17 protein-coding genes are annotated in these 21,854 nt (G+C 74.0%); 11 read left to right on the top strand and 6 right to left on the bottom strand.

What is annotated here, in order from left to right:
• Positions 1–44 precede the first annotated feature (44 nt).
• From AB0L29_RS05935 to lgt, 8 genes are all read left to right on the top strand, one after another.
• Positions 45–686 (top strand): TIGR02234 family membrane protein, encoded by a 642-nt coding sequence (locus tag AB0L29_RS05935; protein WP_365823761.1) that lies wholly within the window; start codon positions 45–47, stop codon positions 684–686.
• Between the two features lie 128 nt (positions 687–814).
• Positions 815–1,066, top strand: coding sequence for an HGxxPAAW family protein (locus AB0L29_RS05930; protein ID WP_365823759.1), 252 nt, complete (start codon positions 815–817; stop codon positions 1,064–1,066).
• Between the two features lie 90 nt (positions 1,067–1,156).
• Positions 1,157–1,591 (top strand): DUF2752 domain-containing protein, encoded by a 435-nt coding sequence (locus AB0L29_RS05925; protein ID WP_365823758.1) that lies wholly within the window; start codon positions 1,157–1,159, stop codon positions 1,589–1,591.
• A 176-nt stretch (positions 1,592–1,767) separates the two neighbouring features.
• Positions 1,768–2,577: an indole-3-glycerol phosphate synthase TrpC gene (gene trpC / locus AB0L29_RS05920; RefSeq protein ID WP_365823756.1), complete on the top strand. Its 810-nt coding sequence runs from the start codon at positions 1,768–1,770 to the stop codon at positions 2,575–2,577.
• A gap of 330 nt (positions 2,578–2,907) precedes the next feature.
• Positions 2,908–4,194, top strand: a complete 1,287-nt coding sequence (gene trpB, locus AB0L29_RS05915) for a tryptophan synthase subunit beta (RefSeq protein WP_365823754.1) — start codon at positions 2,908–2,910, stop codon at positions 4,192–4,194.
• Complete coding sequence (gene trpA, locus AB0L29_RS05910) at positions 4,191–5,024, top strand: tryptophan synthase subunit alpha (RefSeq protein ID WP_365823752.1); 834 nt, start codon at positions 4,191–4,193, stop codon at positions 5,022–5,024. The genes trpB and trpA overlap by 4 nt, the downstream gene beginning before the upstream one ends.
• A gap of 87 nt (positions 5,025–5,111) precedes the next feature.
• Complete coding sequence (locus AB0L29_RS05905; protein ID WP_365823750.1) at positions 5,112–5,885, top strand: thioredoxin domain-containing protein; 774 nt, start codon at positions 5,112–5,114, stop codon at positions 5,883–5,885.
• Between the two features lie 84 nt (positions 5,886–5,969).
• On the top strand, positions 5,970–6,941 hold the full coding sequence (gene lgt, locus AB0L29_RS05900; protein WP_365823748.1) for a prolipoprotein diacylglyceryl transferase: 972 nt from the start codon (positions 5,970–5,972) through the stop codon (positions 6,939–6,941).
• 88 nt (positions 6,942–7,029) lie between these two features.
• On the opposite strand, the gene AB0L29_RS05895 is transcribed toward lgt, so the two are convergent.
• Genes AB0L29_RS05895 through AB0L29_RS05870 form a run of 6 tightly spaced genes read right to left on the bottom strand, consistent with a single transcriptional unit; the run spans position 7,030 to position 14,017 of the window.
• A complete protein-coding gene (locus AB0L29_RS05895; RefSeq protein ID WP_365823746.1) occupies positions 7,030–7,860 on the bottom strand; it encodes a CoA ester lyase in 831 nt (276 codons plus the stop codon).
• A complete protein-coding gene (locus AB0L29_RS05890; protein WP_365823744.1) occupies positions 7,857–9,062 on the bottom strand; it encodes a CoA transferase in 1,206 nt (401 codons plus the stop codon). Before AB0L29_RS05890 ends, AB0L29_RS05895 begins: the two co-directional genes overlap by 4 nt.
• Positions 9,059–10,438: an ADP-ribosylglycohydrolase family protein gene (locus tag AB0L29_RS05885; RefSeq protein WP_365823742.1), complete on the bottom strand. Its 1,380-nt coding sequence runs from the start codon at positions 10,436–10,438 to the stop codon at positions 9,059–9,061. The genes AB0L29_RS05890 and AB0L29_RS05885 overlap by 4 nt, the downstream gene beginning before the upstream one ends.
• Entirely contained in the window at positions 10,426–11,610 is a 1,185-nt protein-coding gene (locus AB0L29_RS05880; RefSeq protein WP_365823740.1) for an ADP-ribosylglycohydrolase family protein, read from the bottom strand. The genes AB0L29_RS05885 and AB0L29_RS05880 overlap by 13 nt, the downstream gene beginning before the upstream one ends.
• A gap of 8 nt (positions 11,611–11,618) precedes the next feature.
• The gene (locus AB0L29_RS05875) at positions 11,619–12,908 is read right to left on the bottom strand and encodes an ADP-ribosylglycohydrolase family protein (RefSeq protein WP_365823738.1); all 1,290 of its coding nucleotides are present in this window, start codon (positions 12,906–12,908) and stop codon (positions 11,619–11,621) included.
• Complete coding sequence (locus AB0L29_RS05870; protein WP_365823736.1) at positions 12,905–14,017, bottom strand: ADP-ribosylglycohydrolase family protein; 1,113 nt, start codon at positions 14,015–14,017, stop codon at positions 12,905–12,907. Before AB0L29_RS05870 ends, AB0L29_RS05875 begins: the two co-directional genes overlap by 4 nt.
• Positions 14,018–14,297: 280 nt before the next feature.
• Here AB0L29_RS05870 and AB0L29_RS05865 point away from each other — a divergent pair, with 280 nt between their 5' ends.
• The 3 genes from AB0L29_RS05865 (at position 14,298) to AB0L29_RS05855 (ending at position 21,498) form a co-directional block, all read left to right on the top strand.
• Complete coding sequence (locus tag AB0L29_RS05865) at positions 14,298–15,029, top strand: VIT1/CCC1 transporter family protein (RefSeq protein WP_365823734.1); 732 nt, start codon at positions 14,298–14,300, stop codon at positions 15,027–15,029.
• Positions 15,030–15,446: 417 nt separating this feature from the next.
• Positions 15,447–20,042, top strand: coding sequence for a glutamate synthase large subunit (gltB, locus tag AB0L29_RS05860; protein ID WP_365824069.1), 4,596 nt, complete (start codon positions 15,447–15,449; stop codon positions 20,040–20,042).
• The gene (locus tag AB0L29_RS05855; protein WP_365823732.1) at positions 20,035–21,498 is read left to right on the top strand and encodes a glutamate synthase subunit beta; all 1,464 of its coding nucleotides are present in this window, start codon (positions 20,035–20,037) and stop codon (positions 21,496–21,498) included. The genes gltB and AB0L29_RS05855 overlap by 8 nt, the downstream gene beginning before the upstream one ends.
• Positions 21,499–21,854 lie beyond the last annotated feature (356 nt).

The following is a 21,854-nucleotide window of genomic DNA, read 5'->3' as shown; positions in this document are numbered from 1 at the left end:
TCACGTCGGCCCCGGGTAAGGGTTCGCCCCGGGTTCAGGCGATAGTGGAGTACGTGACTGCTGCATCCCACCCCCGTCCCGAAGCCCCCGGATCCGCCCGGGCCGGCCGCCTGAGCCTCGCCGCCGCGCTGCTGTGCGGCGCGCTGGGCGCGGCCGTGGCGCTGCTCGCCACCCGGCAGACGTGGTCGCGGGGCACCGCGACGGTGGCCGGCGGCGCCTTCCCCCTGACCGCCAGGGGCAGCGACGTCACCGGTGTCCCCGCGGCCCTGGCCGTGGTGGGCCTCGCCGCGCTCGTCGCCGTCTTCGCCGTCCGGCGGGCCGGACGCCTCGTGGTCGCCGCGCTGCTCGCGCTCTCCGGCGCGGGCGCCGTCCTCGCGGCCCTGCTCGGCGCCGTCGACCGCTCCGCGCTCGACGAGAAGGCCGCCGAGGCCTCCGGCGACACCTCCGCCACCGTGGGCGCCCTCACCCACACCGCCTGGCCGTACGTCGCGGCCGCGGGCGGCGCCCTGATCCTGCTGGCCGGACTGCTCGCCCTGCGCTACGGGCGCCTGTGGCCCGCGATGTCCGGCCGCTACGAGCGCGACGGCGCCCCCCGCCCGCGCCGCCGCGCCCGGCCCGTCGACCCCGACCGGCCCGAGGAACTGTGGAAGGCGCTCGACCGGGGCGAGGACCCGACCGGGGCGTGAGCCGCCCCGCCCGCGGGGACGGGCGCGGACGCGCGGGGGAGCACCCCCGCTCACCGCACGCGCGCGAGTGCGGGACAATGGGCGCGAGCGTCCTGCTCAGACACGCACACAGCAACGAGGAGCAAGCAATGGCGGGCAGCAGCCACGGTCACACCCCGGCCGCCTGGACCGGTGTCATCATCGCCTTCATCGGTTTCTGCGTCGCGGGCGCGTTCATGGTGATGGCCCAGCCGGTGGGCTTCTGGGCCGGCATGGGGATCGTGGTCCTCGGCGGTGTCGTGGGCGCCATCATGCGCGCGATGGGCCTGGGCCAGCCGAAGGACCTCCACCCGGTGCACCGGATGACCGGCGACCGGGAGCCGGCGCGCGCCCGGGGCTGATCCCACGCGACGGGCGGGCGCGGAACTTCGTCGAGGGGCGGTCACGGCACCGGGGTGCCGGGAGCGCCCCTCACGCGTGCGACGGGCACAATGCCTACCGTGGACACCGACCGCCGAAGGGGGACGCGGAGCCTGCCGGGCCGCCTGGCCGCCCCCGCCGGGGTGCTCGCGGCCGTCGTCGGCGCCTTCGCGTACGTGGGCGCGGTGGACCCCAACGAACCCGGCCACTACCCGGTCTGCCCGCTGCTGCGCCTCACCGGCCTGTACTGTCCCGGCTGCGGCGGGCTGCGCAGCGCGCACGCCTTCGTGCACGGGGACGTCGCGGGAGCGCTCGCGGACAATGCCCTGGCCGTCGCGGCGTTCCTCGGCTTCGCGGTGGTGTGGACCGTCTGGGTGGTCCGCTCGGTGCGCGGACGTCCGCTGCGGATCGCCCTGGGGCCCGCGCACCTGTGGGCCCTGGGAGGGCTGCTGCTGGTCTTCACCGTTGTCCGGAACCTGCCGTTCGGTGGCTGGCTGCGTCCTTGATCGACCGGCGGAGGTCCAGGTAGTGGGACCGGCGTCAACCGGATGCGAGGGCTTCGCCCTCCTCCGGATACCATCGCAGTGACCATCGGCTTCGCCCGGTGCCCCGTCCGAGGAGGCCGGGCCGGCGGCGGAAACGACCGCTTCAACAGTCAACCGCCTGGAAGGGGGCCGCTCGCGTGAGTGTGCTCGACGAGATCATCGACGGAGTCCGTGCCGACCTCGCGGAACGGCAGGCGCGCGTCAGCCTCGACGAGCTCAAGGAGCGCGCGGCGAAGGCTCCCGCGGCCAAGGACGGGGCCGCCGCGCTCAAGGGCGACGGCGTCAAGGTGATCTGCGAGGTCAAGCGCTCCAGCCCCTCCAAGGGCGCGCTGGCCGCGATCGCCGACCCGGCCGGGCTCGCCGCCGACTACGAGGCGGGCGGCGCGGCCGTCATCTCCGTCCTGACCGAACAGCGCCGCTTCGGCGGCTCGCTGGCCGACCTGGAGGCGGTCCGCGCGCGCGTGGACGTCCCCCTGCTGCGCAAGGACTTCATCGTCACGTCGTACCAGCTGTGGGAGGCCCGCGCGTACGGCGCCGACCTCGCGCTGCTGATCGTGGCCGCCCTCGACCAGCCGGCCCTGGAGTCACTCATCGAGCGCGCGGTGTCCATCGGGCTCACGCCCCTGGTCGAGGTGCACGACGAGGACGAGGTCGAGCGCGCGGTGGACGCGGGCGCGCGCGTGATCGGCGTCAACGCGCGCAACCTGAAGACCCTGGAGGTCGACCGCTCCACGTTCGAGCGGGTCGCCCCCGAGATCCCCGACGACATCGTCAAGATCGCCGAGTCCGGCATCCGCGGCCCGCACGACCTCATCGCGTACGCCAACGCCGGCGCCGACGCCGTCCTGGTCGGCGAATCCCTCGTCACCGGCAAGGACCCCAGGACGGCGGTCGCCGACCTGGTCGCGGCGGGCGCGCACCCGGCGCTGCGGCACGGGCGGGACTGAACCCCCGATAGGCTTGGCCCCGATGACCCTTCCGATCACCCTGACGGCCCGGGACCCGTACGCCCGCCTCGCGCGCGGCTGCCGGCCCCGTGGCTGCCGCGCGCCCGCACGCCGGGTGCACGGGCGCAGGGTGCGGTACGTCATCGGCGACGAACCCGGGCAGGTCAACGGCCGTCGATGGCAGCGCGCCCCTCAGGGGCGCGGGGCAGTGCCCGCGCACGCGGCTCCGCCGCGTGCGCTCGGCCGGCCGCAAACGGCCTGAGGCCCACCGGCAACCCCCGCCCCCACGGCGATCAGTGTCCGTCCACACACTCACCGTGAGGTTTCCGCATGCCCAGCCAGTTCTTCGTCCCCGATCCGGAGGGCAGCCTTCCCAGCGCCGAAGGCTACTTCGGCGCGTTCGGCGGCAAGTTCATCCCGGAGGCGCTGGTCGCCGCCGTCGACGAGGTCGCCGTCGAGTACGAGAAGGCCAAGGCCGACCCCGAGTTCGCCCGCGAGCTCGACGACCTGCTCGTCCACTACACCGGCCGCCCGAGCGCCCTCACCGAGGTGCCCCGGTTCGCCGAGCACGCCGGCGGCGCCCGCGTGTTCCTCAAGCGCGAGGACCTCAACCACACCGGCTCCCACAAGATCAACAACGTGCTCGGGCAGGCCCTGCTCACCAAGCGCATGGGCAAGACCCGGGTGATCGCCGAGACGGGCGCAGGTCAGCACGGCGTCGCCACCGCCACCGCCTGCGCCCTGTTCGGCCTCGACTGCACCATCTACATGGGCGAGATCGACACGCGGCGCCAGGCTCTCAACGTGGCCCGGATGCGCATGCTCGGTGCCGAGGTCATCGCCGTGAAGTCCGGCAGCCGCACCCTGAAGGACGCCATCAACGAGGCGTTCCGCGACTGGGTCGCCAACGTCGACCACACCCACTACCTCTTCGGCACCGTCGCGGGCCCCCACCCCTTCCCGGCCATGGTCCGCGACTTCCACCGCGTCATCGGCGTCGAGGCCCGCCGCCAGCTGCTGGAGCGCGCCGGGCGCCTGCCCGACGCGGCCGTCGCCTGCGTCGGCGGCGGCTCCAACGCCATCGGCCTGTTCCACGCGTTCATCCCGGACGAGGGCGTCCGCCTGATCGGCTGCGAGCCGGCCGGGCACGGCATCGGCACCGGCGAGCACGCCGCGACCCTGACCGCGGGCGAGCCCGGCATCCTGCACGGCTCGCGCTCGTACGTCCTCCAGGACGACGAGGGCCAGATCACCGAGCCGTACTCGATCTCGGCCGGCCTGGACTACCCGGGCATCGGGCCGGAGCACTCCTACCTCAAGGACTCCGGCCGCGGCGAGTACCGTGCGATCACCGACGACGCGGCCATGCAGGCCCTGCGCCTGCTGTCGCGCACCGAGGGCATCATCCCGGCCATCGAGAGCGCCCACGCGCTGGCCGGGGCCCTGGAGGTCGGCCGGGAGCTCGGCGAGGACGGGCTGATCGTCGTCAACCTCTCCGGGCGCGGCGACAAGGACATGGACACCGCCGCGCGCTACTTCGGCCTGTACGACACCGACGCCGAGGTCGCCGCCGACGCCGACACCGACACCGCCGAGATCGAGGGGGACGCCAAGTGAGCGGGAACATCCGGCTGCTGACCGACACCCTCGCCGCGGCGAGGTCCGAGGGCCGCTCCGCGCTGATCGCCTACCTGCCGGCCGGGTTCCCGACCGTGGACGGCGGCATCGAGGCCGTCAAGGCCGTCCTCGAGGGCGGCGCCGACGTCGTGGAGGTGGGCCTGCCGCACAGCGACCCGGTCCTGGACGGCCCCGTCATCCAGACCGCGGACGACATCGCCCTGCGGGGCGGCGTCCGGATCGCCGACGTCATGCGCACGGTCCGGGAGGCGTACGAGGCCACGGGCAAGCCGGTCCTCGTCATGACGTACTGGAACCCCATCGACCGCTACGGCGTCGAGCGTTTCACCGCCGAGCTCGCCGAGGCGGGCGGCGCCGGGTGCATCCTGCCCGACCTGCCCGTGCAGGAGTCGGCGCTGTGGCGGGAGCACGCCCAAAAGCACGACCTGGCCACCGTCTTCGTGGTCGCCCCCAGCAGCAGGGACGCGCGGCTCGCCGAGATCACCGCGGCGGGCAGCGGCTTCGTCTACGCCGCCTCCCTCATGGGCGTCACCGGCACCCGCGAGACGGTCAGCTCCCAGGCCCAGGACCTGGTGGAACGCACCCGGGCCACCGGCACCGGCCTGCCGGTGTGCGTCGGGCTCGGCGTCTCCGACGCCACCCAGGCCGCCGAGGTCGCCGGCTTCGCCGACGGCGTGATCGTCGGCTCGGCGTTCGTCAAGCGGATGCTGGACGCCCCGGACCACGCGGCGGGCCTCGAAGCGGTCCGCGCGCTCGCCGAAGACCTCGCCCGGGGCGTGCGCCGCCGGGTCCGGCCGGCCGGGGCGTGACGAACCGGGAATTCATACGGGTCCCTCGTCCGGGTGGACCTGAGGCCGGGGAGGCGCGCTGCGCCTCCCCGGTTCGTTCTGCGGGGTGTGAGCGAGAAGAACCGTGAGGGAAAGCGCACCGCCCGGGAGCGGCTGGCGGCCGAGCGCGAGAAGCACAGGGCGGCGGAGAAGCGACGGCGGGCGCTGATCGTGGGCGCGAGCGTGGTCGGTGTCCTGGGACTCGCCGCCGTGACCGGCGTGATCGCCGCGAACGCGGGCAAGGACGACGGCGAGGCGTCGGGCCCGGTGGTGGCGCCCTCGGGGGCGCAGGGCAAGGACGGTCTCGCCGTCCCGGTCGGCGAGGACGGCGCGAAGTCCACGCTCACGGTGTGGGAGGACTTCCGCTGCCCGGCCTGCAAGGCCTTCGAGCAGACGTACCGCTCGACGGTCCAGGAGCTGACGGACGCCGGACAGCTGAAGGTGGAGTACCACCTGGTCACCCTCATCGACGGCAACATGGGCGGCTCCGGCTCCCGCAACTCGGCCAACGCGGCGGCCTGCGCCCAGGACGCCGGGAAGTTCCCCGCGTACCACGACGTGCTGTTCGACAACCAGCCCTCGGAGACCGACGACGCCTACGCCGGGAACGACAAGCTCATCGAGCTGGCCGGCAAGGTCGACGGCCTCGACACGCCCGCCTTCCGCAGGTGCGTCGAGGACGGCACGCACAACGGCTGGGTCGCCAAGTCCCACGAGGCGTTCCGCAAGGGCGACTTCTCGGGCACGCCGACCGTGCTGCTGAACGGGAGGAACATCTACCAGGACCGCACGATGACCCCGGCCAAGCTCAAGCAGGCGGTCCAGGAGGCGGCCCGGGGATGAGGCGCCGGCGCGCCGGCCCGTTATGGACCCGTAGCCGGACTGCCCGCCGTGCTCGCGGTCCGGCACGATAGCGTCGACCCTGCCATGGAACTTGCCTACATTCCCAGCCCGTCGCGCGGGGTGCTGTACCTCGGCCCCGTTCCGCTGCGCGGCTACGCGTTCTGCATCATCATCGGCGTCTTCGTTGCCGTCTGGCTCGGCAACAAGCGCTGGATCGCCCGCGGCGGGCGGGCCGGTACGGTGGCCGACATCGCGGTCTGGGCCGTGCCCTTCGGCCTGGTCGGCGGGCGCCTCTACCACGTCGTCACGGACTACGAGCTGTACTTCAGCGAGGGCCGCGACTGGGTGGACGCCTTCAAGATCTGGGAGGGCGGCCTCGGCATCTGGGGCGCGATCGCGCTCGGCGCGCTGGGCGCGTGGATCGGCTGCCGGCGCCGGGGCATCCCGTTGCCCGCCTACGCCGACGCCGTCGCGCCGGGCATCGCCCTCGCGCAGGCCATCGGCCGCTGGGGCAACTGGTTCAACCAGGAGCTGTACGGGCGGCCCACCGACCTGCCGTGGGCGCTGGAGATCACGTCCTCGGCGGACGGGCGGGTTCCGGGCACCTACCACCCGACGTTCCTGTACGAGTCGCTGTGGTGCGTCGGTGTCGCGCTCCTGGTCGTCTGGGCCGACCGCCGCTTCAGGCTGGGCCACGCCCGGGCGTTCGCGCTGTACGTCGCCGCGTACTGCGCGGGACGCTTCTGGATCGAGTACATGCGCGTCGACGACGCCCACCACATCCTCGGTCTGCGGCTGAACAACTGGACCGCGATGCTGGTGTTCGTGCTCGCGGTGGTCTACATGGTGGTGTCGGCGAAGAAGCGGCCGGGCCGGGAGGCCGTGGTGGAGCCGGAAGCCGCCGGCGCCGCCGGGGCGGAGGCGGAGAAGAAGCCCGGCGCGGATCCCGCCGCGGCGAAGCCCGAGGCGGACTCCGCCGCGCAGAGGTCCGACGGCGACGCCTCCGAGGAGGAGGAAGACGCCAAGGGCGGGGCCGGACCGGCGAAGAAGAGCTGAACAAGAGCTGACGGCCGGCCGCGGAGGCAACGAGGGCGTCCCGGGGTTCCCGGGGCGCCCTCGGCCGTGTCGCGGGGGTCGGGGGAGGTCAGGCCCGGCGGGCCAGCGACAGGGTGCGCCGGGCGGCCGCCACCGCCGCCGCGTCGACGAAGCGGCCGTCCGGCAGGGCCTGGGCGCCCGGATTCCCCGCCGCCGCCTCGACGACCGTCTCGGCCTGTTCGATCTCCTCCCCGGTGGGGAGGTAGGCCCGCTCGATCACCGGCAGCTGGCGGGGGTGGAGGGCGGCACGTCCCAGGAAACCGAGGGCGCGGCCGCGGGCGCAGGAGGCGGCCAGCCCCGCCAGGTCACGGATGTCCGGGTGGACCGACTGCGGCGGCGGGGGCAGACCGGCCGCCCGGGCGGCCACGACCACACGCGAGCGGCACCAGTCCAGGCCCGTGTCGCCGCACATCCCCAGGTCGGCCCTCAGGTCGGTCTCCCCGAGCGCGATGCCGCGCAGCGACGGGTGGGCGGTGGCGACGGCGAAGGCCCGCTCGATGCCGAGGGCCGTCTCCAGCAGGGCGTACAGGGGGAGCGGGCCTCGGCGGGCGGACGCCGCGCGGTGCGCGGCCCGCGTCACGCCGGCGGGGGAGGTCACCTTGGGCAGGCGCAGGCCGGCCAGGCCCGGGGCCGGGGCGACGGCCGCGACGTCCGCCTCGCCCCAGGGGCCGTCCAGGGGGTTGACGCGGACGTGGACCGGGACGGGCTGCCGGGTGCGCAGCAGCTCGGCGGTGGCCTCGCGGGCGTACGCCTTGCGGTCGGGGGCGACCGCGTCCTCCAGGTCGACCACCACCACGTCGGCGCCGCAGGCCAGGGCCTTGGTGACGATGTGCGGGCGGTCGCCGGGGGCGTACAGCCAGGTGAGGGGGAGGGCCGTCACAGGGCGCCCTCCGCGCGCAGGCCGGCCACCTCGGCGGGGGTGAGGCCCAGTTCGGCCAGGACCTCGTCGGTGTCCGCGCCGTGCGGGCGGCCCGCCCAGCGGATGCGGCCGGGGGTGGCGGACAGCCGGAACAGGACGTTCTGCATGCGCAGGGGGCCCAGGTCCGGGTCGTCGACGGTGGTGACGGTGTCCAGGGCCTGGTACTGCGGGTCCGCCATCACGTCCCGGACGTCCTGCACCGGGGCGATCGCGGCCTCCGCCTTCTCGAAGGCCGCGAGGACCTCGCCGCGGGGGTGGGCGGCGATCCAGGTGCCGACCGCCTCGTCGAGGACGTCGGCGTGGCGGGCCCGGCCGGCGCCGGTCGCGAACCAGGGCTCGTCGGTCAGCTCCGGCCGGCCCACCAGGCGCATCACGCGTTCCGCCACCGACTGGGCCGAGGTGGAGACGGCGACCCAGCTTCCGTCCGCCGTGCGGTAGGTGTTGCGCGGGGCGTTGTTCTGGGAGCGGTTGCCGGTGCGCGGCTGGACGTGGCCGAGCTGGTCGTACCAGATCGGCTGGGGGCCGAGGACGGTCAGGATCGGTTCGATCAGGGCCAGGTCGACGACCTGGCCCGCACCGGTGCGCTCGCGTGCGGCCAGGGCCGTCATGACGGCGTACGCCGTGGTCAGGCCCGCGATGGAGTCGGCCAGGCCGAACGGCGGCAGGGTCGGGGGCGCGTCCGGCTCGCCGGTGATCGCGGCGAAGCCGCTCATCGCCTCGGCGAGGGTGCCGAAACCGGGACGGTGCGCGTACGGGCCGAACTGGCCGAAGCCGGTGACCCGGGCCAGCACCAGGCGGGGGTTGACGGCCGACAGCTCCGGCCAGCCCAGGTCCCACTTCTCCAGGGTGCCGGGGCGGAAGTTCTCGATGACGACGTCGGCGGTGGCGGCCAGGCGCAAAAGGATGCTGCGGCCGCCCGGCTTCGACAGGTCGAGGGTGATGGTGCGCTTGTTGCGGCCGAGCAGCTTCCACCACAGGCCGACGCCGTTCTTCGACGGGCCGTGGCCGCGGGAGGGGTCCGGCTTCGCCGGGTGCTCGACCTTGATGACCTCCGCGCCGAAGTCGCCGAGCAGGGTGGCGGCGAGCGGGCCGGCGAAGAGGGTGGCGAGGTCCAGGACGCGCAGGCCGGTGAGCGGCGCGGCGGGGGCGGTGGGGCGGGTCATGGGCGGGAGGCCTCCAGGTGCGTGAGGTGGGCCAGGGTGTCGAAGCCGATGCCGTCGAAGCCGCCGACGGAGGTGGCCAGGCGGTTGCCGAGCGGGGCCGTCCAGCGGTCGGGCAGGGCGGCGGGCGAGCCGGCGAGGAGGGCGGCGACGCTGCCGGCGGTCGCGCCGTTGGAGTCGGTGTCCCAGCCGCCGGAGACGGCGCGGCAGATGGAGCCGGCGAAGTCGCCGTCCGCGTGGGTGAGGGCGGCGGCGATCAGCGCGGTGTTGGGGACGGCGTGCACCCAGTGGTGGGTCGCGGCGTGGGCGGCGTGGAGCTCGTCGACGACGTCGTCGAAGTCGGCGTGGCGCGTGGCGAGCCGGACGGCGTGGCGGACGGCCGCGGCCAGCCGGGACTTCGGGGGGACGACCGTGAGGCCCGTGCGCAGGCAGGCGTGGACGTCCTGGCCGCCGGCCGCCGCGGCGGCGATGGTGGCCGCCGCGAACATCGCCGCGTACACGCCGTTGGCGGTGTGGGTCAGCGTGGCGTCGCGGTGGGCCTGTTCGGCGGCGGCGGCCGGGTCGCCGGGGTTGGTCCAGCCGTGGACGTCGGCGCGGATCAGGGCGCCGATCCATTCGCGGAAGGGGTTGCGGTGGCGGGCGGTGCGCGGGGGTTCCAGGCCGGTGAGGAGGTTGCGGTAGGCGACGCGTTCGGCGGTGAAGGTGCGGCCGGCGGGGAGTTCGTCGAGCCAGGTGCGGGCCACGTCCGCGGTGGTGAAGGCCCTGCCGTGGCGTTGCAGGAGGACGAGGTTGAGCAAGGGGTAGTTGAGGTCGTCGTCCTCGGGCATGCCGTCGATGTTCTCGGCGAGGGAGGCGGCCGCCGAGCGGCGGTTCCAGGGGTGGGCCTCCAGGAGGTCCCGGGGGACTCCCCGGGCGGTGAACCAGGTGCTCAGGGGCCAGTTGCCGGCGGACCGGGCGAGCCGTCGGATGGCGTCCAGGGGGAGCTTCTCGACCGGCTTGCCCAGGAGGCAGCCGGCGGCCCGGCCCAGCCAGGCGGCTTCCAGGCGGGAGCGGGCGGGGGCCGCGGGACGGACGGCCCCGGGCGCAGGGCCCGGCTGCGGCCAGTGCGGGCACAGGCTCCTGATCCCCGCCAGGTCCGTCGGCTCGTCGTCCGCCAGTGCGCTGGGCAGGTCCGCCAGTTCGTCCAGCAGGTCCTGCGCCAGCCGGCGCAGGTACGGGGAGGCCGGCCGCGGGGACGCGCCCGCCCGGAGGGGGGCCTGGCCGCCGCCCGCCGCCCGCCAGCGGGCCGCGATCGCCGACGGCTCCCGGCCGTCCTGGGCCGCCTGGCGCAGTTCGTGGCCGATCAGGTCCTCCGGCTGGACCCAGGTCAGCCGGAGCACGCCGGGCCTCCCAGGAGCGCGAACGCCCGCTCGTGGGCGCGGCGGCGGGCCACGTCGCGTGCGAAGACCTCCCGGGTCACCTCGGTGAGCGTGCGCGCCGGTTCCCACAGGTCCAGGCGGCTGGCCTCGGCCACCGTCTCGGCCCAGTCCTTCGGCACGGGGGAGCCCAGGGCCCCGGCCATGGCGCCCGCCATCGTGGCGATGGAGTCGCAGTCCCGGCCGTAGTTCACCGCGCCGAGGACCGCGTGGCGGTAGTCGCCGCGGGCCACGACCAGCATGCCGAGCGCGACGGGGAGTTCCTCGACGGCGTGCAGCCGGGAGGGGCGGCGGGCGCCCAGCGAGGGGGAGCGGTAGTCGGGGCCCACGGTGTCGTAGGGGGCGACCGCCTCCCGCAGGGGGCGCAGCGCCGACTCGAAGTCCGTGTGGCGGGAGGCCTCCTGGCAGACCCGCTCGATCGCCGCCCGGGTTCCGTCCTTCGCCAGCGACAGGCAGGCCGAGACCACCGAGTCCGCGCTCGCCCCGGGGGCGCACGCCGCCGCCACGGCCGCCGCGAGGACGCCCGCCGCCTCGCGGCCGTACGACGACTGGTGGGCGCCCGCGACGTCCAGTGCCTCGGCGTAGGCGGCCGGCGGGTCGGCCGCGTTGACCAGGCCGACCGGGGCCATGTACATCGCGGCACCGCAGTTGACGATGTTGCCCACGCCGGCCTCGCGGGGATCGGCGTGGCCGTAGTGCACTCTGGTCACCAGCCACTTCTCCGCCAGGAAGATGCGGTGCAGGGGCAGCGCCTCGCTCTCCAGCTCCGGGATCCAGCGCGGGGTCGTCATCAGGTCCGGGACCAGGTGGTCGGCGACCGCGTACGCGTCCAGGTGGTCGCGGACCGTCGCGTAGACGCGGACCAGCGCGTGCGTCATCAGGGTGTCGTCGGTGACGTGTCCGTCGCCCTTGTGGTACGGGGCGATGGGGCGGGCGGTGCGCCAGGCGTCGCCGTTCCAGGGGCCGACGACGCCGTGGACGCGACCGCCGTGCCGCTCGGTGATCTGGTCGGGGGAGTAGCCCTCGACGGGACCGCCGAGGGCGTCGCCGACGGCGGCTCCGACCAGGGCGCCGGTGATCCGCTCGTCCAGACGGGCCCCCGGACTTCCGGGGCTTTCTTCCTCTTTGAGTGTCATGCCCGGAATCATCCTCCCGGTGGGGCCGGTTGCGCGGCTTCCAGGAGCCCGGCGAGTTCCACCAGGTCGGTGCCGGCGAGCCGGGGGAGGACGCAGCCGGGGAGGGTGCGGCAGCTCTCCCGCCAGGACGCCGGGATCGACGCGCCGCCGCCCAGCGCGCCGGTGAGGGCGCCCGCCAGGGCCGGGGCCGAGTCGGCGACCCGGGACAGGCAGGCCGCCGCCGGGACCGCCTCCGCGATGCGGCCGCGGGCGGCCCCGGCCAGGGCGAGGGCGACCGGGACGGTCTCGGCGGCGGCGATGCCGTAGCTGTAGACGTGGTCGACGATCTGGTGTTCCAGGGGAGGGACCAGGGCGAAGGCGCTGTCCGCGTCCCGCGCCAGCCGCAGGGCGTGGCGGGCGTTGCGGCCGATCTCCGTCTTCGCGGGCAGTTCGGCGAGCGCGGCCGCGACGCAGGCGTCGACGTCCGCGCCGGCCAGGGCGAGCGCGAGGGCCGCCGCCATGGCGCGGGCGCCGTGCACGCCGTCGCCGTCCTGGGTGTAGCGGGCGTCGAACTCGGCCAGGGCGGCGGCCCGCCGGGGGTCGCCGGGGTGGGCCACGGCCAGGACGCAGGCCCGGACGCAGGCCGCGTCGTCGAAGTAGTGCGGGTTGTCGTGGCCGGTGGCGGGCGGGCGCAGGCCGGTGGCGAGGTTGCCGAGGCCGGCCCGCACGGAGATGCGGGCGCGCAGGGGCAGGACCGCCGACTCGACCTCGGGGGCGCGGTCCGCCGCCGCGGCGACCTCGGCGGCCACGGCGTTCCAGGTCAGGTCGATCGCGGCGCGGGTGCGGCGGTCGCGGCTCAGGTCGCCGAGGGCGCTGTCGTCGCCGGCCCGCAGGACGGCCTCCGCCGCGAACACGGCCCACTCGGCGTCGTCCGAGGGGCCCAGGCGCAGCGGCTCCGGGGACTGGTTGAGGGCGATCGGCACCGGGAGGGTGGTGATGGCGTTCTGCTCGGCGAAGGTGTCCAGCTCGCGGGTGAGGCGGCGGGTCCACTCGGGCATGCGCGCGGCCCGGTGCCGGGCGGCGGGCCAGCCGGCGGCGTCGCCCGCGGCCAGGCCGAGCAGGAGGCCTTCGACGCGGCGGGGCAGGTGCGGGAGGACGGTCCCGGCCTCGCCCGGTCCCCTCGTGCGCCCGCCCGCGCCGTCCGCCCGCCCCGCGCCGTCCGGCGCGGACGGCCCCCGCGGGGGGTGCCCGCCGTCGGCGTCCGCGGACCGCACCGGTGCCCCGGCCGTCCCCGCGCGCCACGGGCCGGGGGGCCTCACGGCCGCACCTCCGCCTCGTGCTCGTCCGCCGTCAGCACGTACGCGGCCGGGTCCGCGGGCGGCCCGCCGTCCGGCCGCAGCAGCTCCCCGCGGTGCACGGCCGCCGCGGCCCGCTCCTCCCCGCTCAGCAGGTCCGCGATCTCCAGGACGTGGTGGCCGGCCATGGCCGGCAGGCAGCTTCCGCGGGCCGGGCCGATGGCCGCCGCCCACTCGGCGGGGATCGCGCCGACGCCCTGCGTGGCACCGGCCAGGGCGCCCGCCACCGCCGCCGTGGTGTCGGCGTCGCGGCCCATGTTCACGGCCGTCAGCACGGCCTGCCGGAAGTCGGCGTCGGCCGCCGCGTACGCGCCGAAGGCGAGGGCGACGGCCTCGGGGGCCAGGTCGGTCCACGGGTAGCCGCCGATGACGACCGCGCGGCGCACCGCCCGTTCGCCCCGGTGGGCCGCGGCCACGGCCCGGCGCAGGGAACGGGCCGTCCAGGAGTCGTCGGGGACCACGGCCAGGGCCGAGGCGACGACCGCGACCACGGGTGCCCCCGCCATCGCCGCCGCCACCCCCGCCGCGACCGCCTGGCCGCCGTAGATGCCCTCGCCGTCGTGGCTGACCGAGCCGTCGACGGCCACCAGGCGGGCCGCCTGCGCCGGGCGGCCGGCCGCGAAGACGCCGTGCGGGGCCGCGCGCATGGCCAGGCCGTCGCTCCAGGCGTGGCGGTGCTGGGCGGAAATGGGGGCGGCCAGGCCCCGGCGCAGGTTCTCCAGCGTGCCGCGTTCGCTGAAGCCGGCGCCCCGGAAGGGGCCCTCCTCGCGGTCGGCGATCCACTCGTGCCAGGCCGCCTCGACGTGGGCCGGGGCGAGGGCGGAGCCGTGCCGGGCCAGGAGCAGGCCCGAGAAGATCGCGTACTCGGTGTCGTCGGTGCCCGCGGGGCGCTCGGCGACGAACCCGGTGATGCGGCCCCACCGTGCGCGGATCTCGGAGGGTTTCATGTTCTCGGCCGGTGCCCCGAGGGCGTCGCCGACGGCCAGGCCGAGCAGCGCGCCGCGCGCCCGTTCACGGAGTCCGGTGGCGTCCCCGGGCACCGGGACCGAGGGGATGCAGGCGCTCGATGCCATACCGGCCTCTCCTCTCAGGGCGCCGAAACCCTTTGCGGAACTGTCCCCGGTGGGGTCGCCGGCGCAGCATCGAGCGGCCCAGCGTCACCCGGTCGACATTTGTGCGAGTAACTCCACGGATGAGCGCTGAGCGGTAAAACCGCAGGTTAGCCCAGCCTTTCCTTGCTGGCGGAGGGGAAATGCGAGGCGTACTTTAGTTGTTGTCAAAGAATAGAACTTGTCCAAAGAGGCTCCGGACGGGCCCGGAGCCTCCCGCCCGCACCACCGTCAGGGGGGCCGCATGGCCATCATCGAGACCGAGGCGACGCTGCACGAGGCGCACCGCGACAACCACACGCACCGGGACGTCAACGGAGGCTGGCTGCGGCCCGCCGTGTTCGGGGCGATGGACGGCCTGGTCTCCAACCTCGCCCTGATGACCGGTGTGGCGGGCGGGTCGGTCGGTCACCAGACCGTCGTGCTGACCGGGCTCGCGGGCCTGGCCGCCGGCGCCTTCTCCATGGCCGCCGGCGAGTACACCTCCGTCGCCTCGCAGCGCGAGCTCGTCGAGGCCGAGCTGGACGTCGAGCGGCGCGAGCTGAGGAAGCACCCCAAGGACGAGGAGGCCGAGCTCGCCGCGCTCTACGAGGCCCGGGGCGTCGAGCCCGCACTGGCCCGCGAGGTCGCCCGGCAGCTGTCCAGGGATCCCGAGCAGGCGTTGGAGATCCATGCCCGGGAGGAGCTCGGCATCGACCCCTCCGACCTGCCCTCGCCCACCGTCGCCGCGGTGTCGAGCTTCGGCTCCTTCGCGCTGGGCGCCCTGCTGCCCGTCCTGCCGTACCTGCTCGGCGCGAGCAGCCTGTGGCCGGCCGTGCTGCTGGCGCTGCTCGGGCTGTTCCTGTGCGGCGCGGTGGTGGCCAGGGTGACGGCGCGGACCTGGTGGTTCAGCGGGCTGCGCCAGCTCGCGCTGGGAGGCGCGGCGGCCGGTGTGACGTACGCCCTGGGCAGCGTGTTCGGAACGGCCGTAGGATGACACGGCCGGAACTTATGCGTTGAGCCGCATAAGTAGCCGTTACTCGCTGGTTTCGCACACGTGACCACCGGGCATGAGCCGTAAGCGCTGCGGGCAATGAAGCCCGCCGCGCACCCGCGGAGTGGGCGACGACGCTCCCCCCGCCCCTTCGGGCCGGTGCGCATCGATCCGACCGATCACTGCCGTTCCGGTCCCTCCTCAGCTTCCGCCGCCGGGCGCGACACCTGCCGCAACCCCCGCGGCGTCCGCATGTTGGAACGGATTATCCCGCTTCCCGAGAACCGCTCCATCATGTAACCTGCACGAAATTTTGCACTCACGCAGAGGGCCAGCGTCGTCCCTCGGCACCTGTTCCCCCGCAGCCCCAAGGGCCCGGGAGGCAGCACCACCAGCCACATGACGACGACGGGAGAGCCGATGCGTACGCCGCGCCAGCCGTCCCAGCACTCCGCGAATGGCCAGAACTGGTCGTTCATGGATGCTCGCCCTGCTGCGCAGGGTATGTACGACCCCCGCAACGAGCACGACGCCTGCGGCGTCGGCTTCGTCGCCACCCTCACCGGCGAGGCGTCCCACACTCTGGTCGAACAGGCCCTCACCGTCCTGCGCAACCTGGAGCACCGCGGCGCCACCGGCTCCGAGCCGGACTCCGGCGACGGCGCGGGCATCCTGTCGCAGGTGCCGGACGCCTTCTTCCGTGAGGTGGCCGGATTCGAGCTGCCCGAAGCGGGTGCCTACGCCGTCGGTATCGCCTTCCTGCCGGAGGACTCCGTCGCCGAGGCCGTCTCGCGGATCGAGACGATCGCCGCGGACGAGGGCCTGACCGTGCTCGGCTGGCGCGAGGTGCCGGTCGCCCCCGAACTGCTGGGCGCCACCGCCCGGTCCACGATGCCCGCCTTCCGGCAGGTCTTCGTGACGGACGGCGCCTCCCGGGGCCTGGAGCTCGACCGCAGGGCCTTCGTGCTGCGCAAGCGCGCCGAGCGCGAGGCGGGCGTCTACTTCCCGTCGCTGTCGGCCCGCACGATCGTCTACAAGGGCATGCTGACCACCGGCCAGCTGGAGCCCTTCTTCCCCGACCTGTCCGACCGCCGCTTCGCCTCCGCGATCGCCCTGGTCCACTCGCGTTTCTCGACCAACACCTTCCCCTCCTGGCCGCTGGCACACCCCTACCGTTTCGTCGCGCACAACGGCGAGATCAACACGGTCAAGGGCAACCGCAACTGGATGGCGGCCCGCGAGTCCCAGATCGTCTCCGACCTGTTCGGCGACCAGGAGAAGATCGACCGGATCTTCCCGATCTGCACCCCCGACGCCTCCGACTCGGCCTCCTTCGACGAGGTGCTGGAGCTGCTGCACCTGGGCGGCCGCTCCCTGCCGCACTCCGTGCTGATGATGATCCCGGAGGCGTGGGAGAACCACGACTCCATGGACCCCGCCAGGCGCGCCTTCTACCAGTACCACTCCACGATGATGGAGCCCTGGGACGGCCCCGCCTGCGTCACCTTCACCGACGGCACCCAGGTCGGCGCCGTGCTCGACCGCAACGGCCTGCGCCCCGGCCGCTACTGGGTCACCGACGACGGCCTGGTCGTCCTCGGCTCCGAGGTCGGCGTCCTCGACATCGACCCCGCCAGGGTGGTGCGCAAGGGCCGCCTGCAGCCCGGCCGCATGTTCCTCGTCGACACCGCCGAGCACCGCATCATCGAGGACGACGAGATCAAGGAGCAGCTCGCCGCCGAGCACCCCTACGCCGAATGGCTGGAGGCCGGCGAGATCGAGCTGTCCGACCTGCCCGAGCGCGAGCACATCGTGCACACGCACGCCTCGGTCACCCGCCGCCAGCAGACCTTCGGCTACACCGAGGAGGAGCTGCGCGTCATCCTCGCGCCGATGGCCAAGGCCGGCGCGGAGCCGATCGGCTCGATGGGCACCGACTCGCCGATCGCCGCGCTGAGCGAGCGCCCGCGCCTGCTCTTCGACTACTTCACCCAGCTGTTCGCGCAGGTCACCAACCCGCCGCTGGACGCCATCCGCGAGGAGCTGGTCACCTCGCTGCGCAGCTCGCTCGGCCCGCAGGGCAACCTGCTGGAGCCGACCGCCGCGTCCTGTCGCAGCGTCGTCCTGCCCTTCCCGGTGATCGACAACGACGAGCTGGCCAAGCTCATCCACATCAACGCCGACGGCGACATGCCAGGCTTCAAGGCCGCGACCCTGTCCGGCCTGTACCGGGTGCACGGCGGCGGCGAGGCCCTGGCCGCGCGCCTGGAGGAGATCTGCGCCGAGGCCGACGCGGCCATCGACAACGGCGCCCGCCTGATCGTCCTGTCCGACCGCCACTCGGACGCCGAGCACGCGCCGATCCCCTCGCTGCTGCTCACCGCGGCCGTCCACCACCACCTCATCCGCACCAAGCAGCGCACCCAGGTGGGCCTGCTGGTCGAGGCCGGCGACGTCCGCGAGGTCCACCACGTCGCCCTGCTCATCGGCTACGGCGCCGCCGCGGTCAACCCCTACCTGGCCATGGAGTCCGTCGAGGACCTGGTCCGCGCGGGCACCTTCCTGCCCGGCATCGAGCCCGAGCAGGCCATCCGCAACCTGATCCACGCGCTCGGCAAGGGCGTGCTGAAGGTCATGTCCAAGATGGGCATCTCGACCGTCGCCTCCTACCGCGGCGCCCAGGTCTTCGAGGCCGTCGGCCTCGACGAGGGCTTCGTGGAGAAGTACTTCAACGGCACCGCCACCAAGATCGGCGGCGTCGGCATCGACGTCATCGCCAAGGAAGTCGCCGCCCGCCACGCCAAGGCCTACCCGGCCTCCGGCATCGCCCCGGCGCACCGCGCGCTGGAGATCGGCGGCGAGTACCAGTGGCGCCGCGAGGGCGAGCCGCACCTGTTCGACCCGGAGACGGTCTTCCGCCTGCAGCACTCCACGCGCACCGGCCGCTACGACATCTTCAAGAAGTACACCGAGCGCGTGAACGAGCAGTCCGAGCGCCTGATGACGCTGCGCGGCCTGTTCGGCTTCAAGTCCGACCGCAAGCCCGTCCCGGTCGAGGAGGTCGAGCCGGTCTCCGAGATCGTCAAGCGCTTCTCCACCGGCGCCATGTCGTACGGCTCCATCTCCAAGGAGGCGCACGAGACCCTCGCCATCGCCATGAACCAGCTGGGCGGCAAGTCCAACACCGGTGAGGGCGGCGAGGACCCGGAGCGCCTGTACGACCCGGCCCGCCGGTCGTCGATCAAGCAGGTCGCCTCCGGCCGCTTCGGCGTGACGAGCGAGTACCTGGTCAACTCCGACGACATCCAGATCAAGATGGCCCAGGGCGCCAAGCCCGGCGAGGGCGGCCAGCTGCCCGGCCACAAGGTCTACCCGTGGGTGGCCAGGACGCGTCACTCGACGCCCGGTGTCGGCCTCATCTCGCCGCCGCCGCACCACGACATCTACTCCATCGAGGACCTGGCCCAGCTCATCCACGACCTGAAGAACGCCAACCCGCAGGCGCGCATCCACGTCAAGCTGGTCTCCGAGGTCGGCGTCGGCACGGTCGCCGCGGGCGTCTCCAAGGCGCACGCGGACGTGGTGCTCATCTCCGGCCACGACGGCGGCACCGGCGCCTCCCCGCTGACCTCGCTCAAGCACGCGGGCGGCCCCTGGGAGCTGGGCCTGGCCGAGACCCAGCAGACCCTGCTGCTCAACGGCCTGCGCGACCGGATCGTCGTGCAGACCGACGGCCAGCTCAAGACCGGCCGCGACGTGGTCGTCGCCGCGCTGCTGGGCGCCGAGGAGTTCGGTTTCGCGACCGCCCCGCTGGTCGTCTCCGGCTGCGTCATGATGCGCGTCTGCCACCTGGACACCTGCCCGGTCGGCATCGCCACGCAGAACCCGGTGCTGCGGGACCGGTTCTCCGGCAAGGCCGAGTACATCGTGAACTTCTTCCGGTTCGTCGCCGAGGAGGTCCGCGAGCTGCTGGCCGAGCTGGGCTTCCGCTCCATCGAGGAGGCCGTCGGCCACGCCGAGGTCCTCGACGTCACCCGCGCGGTGAACCACTGGAAGGCGCAGGGCCTGAACCTGGAGCCGCTCCTCCACGTGCCCGAGCTGCCCGAGGGCGCGGTCCGCCACCAGGTCGTCGCCCAGGACCACGGCCTGGAGAAGGCGCTCGACAACGAGCTGATCCGGCTCGCCGCCGACGCCCTGGCCGCGAACTCCGCCACCGACGCCCAGCCGGTGCGCGCCCGGGTCGCCATCCGTAACATCAACCGCACGGTCGGCACCATGCTCGGCCACGAGGTGACCAAGAAGTTCGGCGGCGCGGGCCTGCCCGACGACACCATCGACATCACCTTCACCGGCTCCGCCGGCCAGTCCTTCGGCGCCTTCGTCCCGCGCGGCATCACGCTGCGCCTGGAGGGCGACGCCAACGACTACGTCGGCAAGGGCCTGTCCGGCGGCCGGATCGTCGTCCGCCCGGACCGCGCGGCCGACCACCTCGCCGAGTACAGCGTCATCGCCGGCAACACCATCGGCTACGGCGCCACCGGCGGCGAGATGTTCCTGCGCGGCAAGGTCGGCGAGCGCTTCTGCGTCCGCAACTCCGGCGCGCTGGTCGTCTCCGAGGGCGTGGGCGACCACGGCTGCGAGTACATGACCGGTGGTCACGCGGTCGTCCTCGGCGAGACCGGACGCAACTTCGCGGCCGGCATGTCCGGCGGCGTCGCCTACGTCATCGACCTCGACCGCGACAACGTCAACGCCGGCAACCTGAACGCGGTCGAGGCGCTCGACGACACCGACAGGCAGTGGCTGCACGACGTCGTCCGCCGCCACCACGAGGAGACGGGCTCGACCGTCGCGCAGAAGCTGCTCGCCGAGTGGGACACCGCCGTGGAGCGCTTCAGCAAGATCATCCCCAGTACGTACAAGGCAGTGCTCGCCGCCAAGGACGCCGCCGAGCGAGCCGGTCTGTCCGAGACCGAGATCACCGAGAAGATGATGGAGGCGGCGATCAATGGCTGATCCGAAGGGCTTTTTGAACCACGGCCGCGAGGTCGCCAAGTCCCGCCCGGTCGAGGAGCGCGTCAAGGACTGGAACGAGGTCTACGTCCCCGGTTCCCTGCTGCCGATCATCAGCAAGCAGGCCAGCCGGTGCATGGACTGCGGCATCCCGTTCTGCCACAACGGCTGTCCGCTGGGGAACCTCATCCCCGAGTGGAACGACTACGCCTACCGCGAGGACTGGGCGGCGGCGAGCGAGCGCCTGCACGCCACCAACAACTTCCCGGAGTTCACGGGCCGTCTGTGCCCCGCGCCGTGCGAGTCGGCGTGCGTGCTCGGCATCAACCAGCCGCCGGTCACCATCAAGAACGTCGAGGTCTCCATCATCGACAAGGCGTGGGAGACCGGGGACGTCGCCCCGCAGATCCCCGAGCGCCTGTCGGGCAAGACCGTCGCCGTCATCGGCTCGGGCCCGGCGGGCCTGGCCGCCGCCCAGCAGCTGACCCGGGCCGGCCACACCGTCGCCGTCTACGAGCGCGCGGACCGCATCGGAGGCCTGCTGCGCTACGGCATCCCCGAGTTCAAGATGGAGAAGCGGCACATCAACCGCCGTATCGAGCAGATGCGCGCGGAGGGCACCCGCTTCCGCACCGGCATCGAGATCGGCCGCGACCTGAAGGCGACGGACCTGCGCAAGCGGTACGACGCCGTGGTGATCGCGGCGGGCGCGACGACGGCACGCGACCTCCCGGTGCCCGGCCGCGAGCTCAAGGGCATCCACCAGGCCATGGAGTACCTGCCGCTGGCCAACAAGGTCCAGGAGGGCGACTACGTCAGCCCCCCGATCTCGGCCGAGGGCAAGCACGTCGTCGTCATCGGCGGCGGCGACACCGGCGCCGACTGCGTGGGCACCGCCCACCGCCAGGGCGCGGCCTCCGTCACGCAGCTGGAGATCATGCCCCGCCCGAACGAGGAGCGGGACCCGGTCTCCCAGCCGTGGCCGACCTTCCCGATGCTCTACAAGGTCACCTCCGCGCACGAGGAGGGCGGCGAGCGGGTCTACTCCGTCTCCACGACCCGCTTCGAGGGCGACGAGGACGGCAACGTCCAGTGGCTGCACATGACCGAGGTCGAGTTCGTCGACGGCAGGCTCACCCCGAAGCCGGGCACCGAGCGCAAGATCCCGGCCCAGCTGGTCACCCTCGCCATGGGCTTCACCGGCACCGACCGGGACAACGGCCTGGTCGAGCAGCTCGGCCTGGAGCTCGACGCGCGCGGCAACATCGCCCGCGACGCCGACTTCCAGACCAACGTGCCCGGCGTGTTCGTCGCCGGTGACGCGGGCCGCGGCCAGTCGCTCATCGTGTGGGCGATCGCCGAGGGCCGCTCGGCGGCGCGCGGGGTGGACCGCTACCTCACGGGCGCGAGCGACCTGCCGGCCCCGATCCGGCCGACGGACCGCGCACTGGCGGTCTGACCGGCCGTGCCACCCCGGTGACCCCACGGTCACCCATCCACGTCCCGTACAACGGCGTACGGAACACCGACGGCGCCTGCCCCCTGTCCCCGACCGGACGAAAGGGCGGGCGCCGTCATGTGCGCCGTGCGGATCACGGCACCCCGGCCGTGTCCCCGTCCGTCTGCGTCCATCCGCGTCCATCCGCCGCACCGGCGGCGCGTCCGGCTCCGGTGCGCCCTCGTCCAGGAAGCGGCGCCGGACGGTGCCGACGCGGCCCGTGCCGGCGCCGGGGCGCCCGGTGGTCCTGGCCGTGCGGCGGACGGAACGACGAACGCCCGGGGACGGAACGGGAGACGGGTGCCCGTGGCGTACCC

This window comes from Streptomyces sp. NPDC052701 (genome assembly GCF_040678355.1).
Classification (GTDB): Bacteria; Actinomycetota; Actinomycetes; order Streptomycetales; family Streptomycetaceae; genus Streptomyces.
This window is presented reverse-complemented; position numbering and strand designations above follow the sequence as displayed.